The following is a 4,219-nucleotide window of genomic DNA, read 5'->3' on the forward strand; positions in this document are numbered from 1 at the left end:
CGTCTCATGCTGGTAGCTTCTTCAAACGATGCGGCGGCGGCTCTTAGTCAAGATCTTGACAACATCACTTTTGTTCAAAAAATGAATGATTTTGCTCATGGCCTAGGCCTCAATAGCTTTCTTTTTAAGAACGAAACCGGACTGGACAATGAAACAGAGACCGAGGCTGGAGATCTTGGTTCGGCTCACGACGTAGCCTATCTTTTTAGGTATTTTTTGAGTAACTTTTCATATCTTCTTTATCCGACCCGCTATGATCATCTCACTATTTCTTCATCTTCTGGCCAGAGGCACACCGTCGCCAATACAAATGCTGTGGTCAACCAGATCACAAATCTTATTGGTTCAAAGACGGGCTTCACCGACCTGGCTGGAGGCAATCTAGTCTTTGCCTTTCAAAGCAATATTATTGGCAGCCATTCAAATATTCACAGACTGACTAGCCGGGTGGGAGATCCTATTATCGTGGCTATCATTGGATCTACCCAGGATGGACGTTTTTCTGATGCCCTCGCTCTAGTCAAAGCCGCCAATCGTTATCTCAGCGCCAAATTTTCTGAATAAACCATTTTCTGCTATACTATGGCCATGATTCTCGACACAATCAAGATTTTTGTGCCCGCCGTCCTCTCATTCTTTATCGGGATAGCTATTACTCCTTCTCTCACTTCATATTTTTATGCCAAAAAAATGTGGAAACATAGCTCGCGAAGTAAAGAAAACTGCGACGCTATGTCAGTAGCTTTTCAAAAAATCCACAACGAAAATGGTGAGCTGCGCACTCCTCGCGTCGGCGGGGTTATTATTTGGCTCTCTGTGCTGGCCACCAGTATTATTTTCTCACTCCTAGCCATTGTTTTTCACAACCCCACAAGTGCTGCCTCTACTTTTTCTCTGACTGACAAGATGGATTTCTTGAGTAAAAATCAGACTCTGCTACCGCTTCTTGCTCTCATTTTTGCTTCGATTATAGGCTTGCTTGATGATATGCTCCAGATCTACGGCAACAGTGCCAAGTGGGGTGACGGCATTTCGAGAAAATATCGTATCCTCGTCGTCCTTTTAATAGGAGCCATCGGTGCTTGGTGGTTTTATTTCAAGCTCGGGGTGCTTTCAGTGCATATTCCATTCGACGGAGATATTTATCTTGGTTTACTTTTTATTCCATTTTTTATGCTGGTCATGCTTGGTGTCTTTTCAGGCTCTGTGATAGATGGGATTGACGGATTGGCTGGGGGCGTCTTGATCCCTTCTTTTGTGAGCTATATGATCATCGCTTTTTCCCAAAATCAGATCGACCTTGCGGCTTTCTGCGCCGTTATCGCTGGAGGCATTCTGGCCTTTTTGTGGTTCAATATTCCTCCGGCACGTTTTTACATGGGGGAGACTGGCATGCTTGGGCTGACTGTCACTCTTTCTATCATCGCTTTTTTGACTCGTGAGGTCCTGCTTTTGCCTCTGATTGCCTTTCCGCTTTTTGTGACCTCGCTTTCCTCCAGTATTCAGATGTTCTCCAAAAAATATTTTGGTAGGAAAGTTTTTCGGATCGCACCTATTCATCACCACTTTGAAGCCCTAGGCTGGCCCTCGTATAAGGTGACCATGCGTTTTTGGATTATTTCAGTGGTGTGCTGCCTGATGGGTACGGTGCTGGCACTTATAGGGTAAAGCCTGACTATAAAAAATGGGATTTTTAACTAAGCAAAAAAAAGTAGATCGACCTCTCCTCATTTCTCTTGTTGTTTTGGTGGTTGTTGGCTTTATTATTTTCAGCTCGGCCTCTCTTGGCCTCTTGGCTAAAGGCACAGCCGCTTATAAATCAGCCACCTTCAATCAACTAGCCTTCGGTATCGGCCTTGGCGGATTGGCTTGTTTTCTTTGCGCGCTGATCCCATACTCATTTTGGAAAAAAAATGCCTTTTGGATTTTTTTATTTTCTTCGTTTACGATGCTACTGGTTTTTGTTCCAGGGGTAGGCATATCCACCCTTGGGGCCCGTCGTTGGATTCACCTCGGAACATACAGCATCCAGCCAGTCGAGTTTTACAAGATTGGCTTCGTTCTTTATCTGGCTGTTTGGCTGACGATGTTTAAAAGTAAAATTAGCACTTTTAAAAAAGGGACTCTGCCTTTCATCATACTAATGATTATTTCGGCTGCTTTAATCTTGGCTCAACCTGACACCGATACCTTTTTTGTGGTCTTTTTGGCTGGCTTGGGAATGTTCATTGCCGCAGGTGGCCGTTGGCGGGATATTTTCCTTTTAGGCCTAGCTTCGGTTATCTTGATTGCAGCTTTGGCCTTCTCTAGACCATACGTGATGAAGCGCATTGAGACATTTATACACCCGGCAAATGATCCTCTCAACAGCGGCTACCAAGTCCAACAGTCGTTGATTGCGATTGGTTCAGGTCAGCTGACGGGTAGGGGATATGGTCAAAGTATTCAGAAATTCAATTTTTTACCTGAATCAAACAGTGACTCAATTTTTGCGGTGGCAGCCGAAGAATTTGGTTTTGTTGGTTCCGTGGTTGTAGTCTTGCTCTATCTCTTTTTTGCCTTTCGTGGTCTAAAAATAGCCATTCGCGTACCAGACATATTTGGTAGACTAGTGACCGTCGGAATTGTTATACTGATCATATCGCAGTCTCTAGTGAATATGGCCGCGATGCTGGCTATAATGCCGCTTTCGGGGACTCCGCTCCTCTTTATCAGCCATGGAGGGACGGCCATGTTGTTTGCTTTAGCTTCAGTGGGAATTGTCCTAAATATTTCACGCTATCAATCACTCAAAAAATCCTAAAATAAATGAAAATACTTTTTACAGGGGGAGGTACTGGTGGACATTTTTATCCAATCATTGCCATTGCCGAACAAATCCAGGAAATTACTAAGGAACAAAAACTGATTGCTCCAAAGCTGTATTACATGGCTCCAAATCCCTACAATGCCAAGGAGCTCTTCGATCACGAAATAAATTTTGTACCTGTAAGCGCCGGCAAACTCCGTCGTTATTTTTCAGTTCAAAATTTTTTTGACTTATTTAAAACTGGTTTTGGTGTCATCAGCGCTATCTTAAAAATATTTTTTATATTCCCAGATGTTATTTTCAGTAAAGGTGGATTCGTCAGTGTTCCACCCCTAGTGGCGGGCCGACTGCTTGGCATTCCCATTGTGATGCACGAATCCGATAGTGTCCCTGGCAGGGTCAGTGCTTGGGCGGGAAAGTTTGCCACTCGGATAGCTTTGTCATACAAAGAGGCCGCTGAATATTTTCCTGCAGACAAAATAGCCGTGACGGGCAATCCCGTCAGGAAGGAAATTACGAATCCTGTCAGTAGCGGAGCCTATGAATACCTAAATCTAGAGGAAGGCGTGCCTGTTCTTTTGGTGATGGGCGGATCGCAAGGGGCGGTGATTATAAATGACGCCTTGCTTGATGCCTTGCCTCGCTTGGTCAGCAAATATCAAATCATCCACCAGACGGGTAAAAAAAATATCAACGATACCAAACACACAGCAGAGGTAGTCCTTGAAAACAACCCTCACAAGAATCGCTACAAGCCATTTGACTACCTCAACTCCTTGGCTATGAGAATGTCGGCCGGTGTAGCCAACCTGGTTATTTCTCGAGGAGGATCTAGTCTTTTTGAAATCGCTGAATGGGGAATCCCTAGCATCATTATTCCTATTACCGATAGCAACGGCAATCATCAAAGAAAAAATGCCTACAACTACGCCCGGACTGGTGCGGCAGTGGTGATAGAGGAGGCCAACCTCAGCCCTGAGATTATTGTTTCCGAGATCGACAGGATTTTGGAGGACAATAAATTGACGGCTAAAATGCGCGCGGCGGCTAAAGCCTTTTCTAGCCCAAAAGCCGCGCGCACAATAGCGGAAGAAATACTAAATATTGCTTTGCAGCACGAATAAAAATTTGCCAACAAAAACTATGTCTAAAATCATCACACGTTTTCCACCAAGCCCGACAGGACTTCTCCACGTCGGCTCAGTCCGGACCCTCCTTTTCAATTATATTTTTGCCAAGCAGCAAGGGGGGATGATGCGGCTACGTATTGAGGATACTGACAAAGAACGTTCAAAACCCGAACATGAGCAATACATATATGACAGTATGAAGTGGCTTGGCCTTGAAGCGGACGGGGAAGTTTTTGTGCAATCAAAGCGCACTGATATTTACCAGAAAAAATTAAAGCAG

The 4,219-nt window shown here is 44.5% G+C and carries 5 protein-coding genes; all 5 read left to right on the plus strand.

The window, feature by feature from the left end:
- Positions 1–564, plus strand: a 564-nt coding sequence (locus PHF79_03960; protein ID MDD5318936.1) for a hypothetical protein, incomplete at its 5' end; no start/stop codon positions are given.
- A 24-nt stretch (positions 565–588) separates the two neighbouring features.
- Positions 589–1,668, plus strand: a complete 1,080-nt coding sequence (locus PHF79_03965; protein MDD5318937.1) for a hypothetical protein — start codon at positions 589–591, stop codon at positions 1,666–1,668.
- A gap of 16 nt (positions 1,669–1,684) precedes the next feature.
- Entirely contained in the window at positions 1,685–2,803 is a 1,119-nt protein-coding gene (locus PHF79_03970) for a putative peptidoglycan glycosyltransferase FtsW (GenBank protein ID MDD5318938.1), read from the plus strand.
- Positions 2,804–2,808: 5 nt separating this feature from the next.
- Positions 2,809–3,933 carry a UDP-N-acetylglucosamine--N-acetylmuramyl-(pentapeptide) pyrophosphoryl-undecaprenol N-acetylglucosamine transferase gene (locus PHF79_03975; GenBank protein ID MDD5318939.1) on the plus strand — a complete coding sequence of 375 codons (1,125 nt, stop codon included), beginning with the start codon at positions 2,809–2,811 and terminating at the stop codon, positions 3,931–3,933.
- Positions 3,934–3,952: 19 nt separating this feature from the next.
- A partial coding sequence (locus PHF79_03980) for a glutamate--tRNA ligase family protein (protein ID MDD5318940.1) occupies positions 3,953–4,219 on the plus strand: 267 nt, incomplete at its 3' end.

It is taken from the genome of Candidatus Paceibacterota bacterium (assembly GCA_028714275.1).
Lineage (GTDB): Bacteria > Patescibacteriota > Minisyncoccia > Phycocordibacterales > CAINVO01 > CAINVO01.

Bases quoted from the DNA above. Each gene is read 5' to 3' on its own strand.
- PHF79_03965 (MDD5318937.1), top strand. From the start codon at position 589: ATGATTCTCGACACAATCAAGATTTTTGTGCCCGCCGTCCTCTCATTC.
- PHF79_03970 (MDD5318938.1), top strand. From the start codon at position 1,685: ATGGGATTTTTAACTAAGCAAAAAAAAGTAGATCGACCTCTCCTCATT.
- PHF79_03975 (MDD5318939.1), top strand. From the start codon at position 2,809: ATGAAAATACTTTTTACAGGGGGAGGTACTGGTGGACATTTTTATCCA.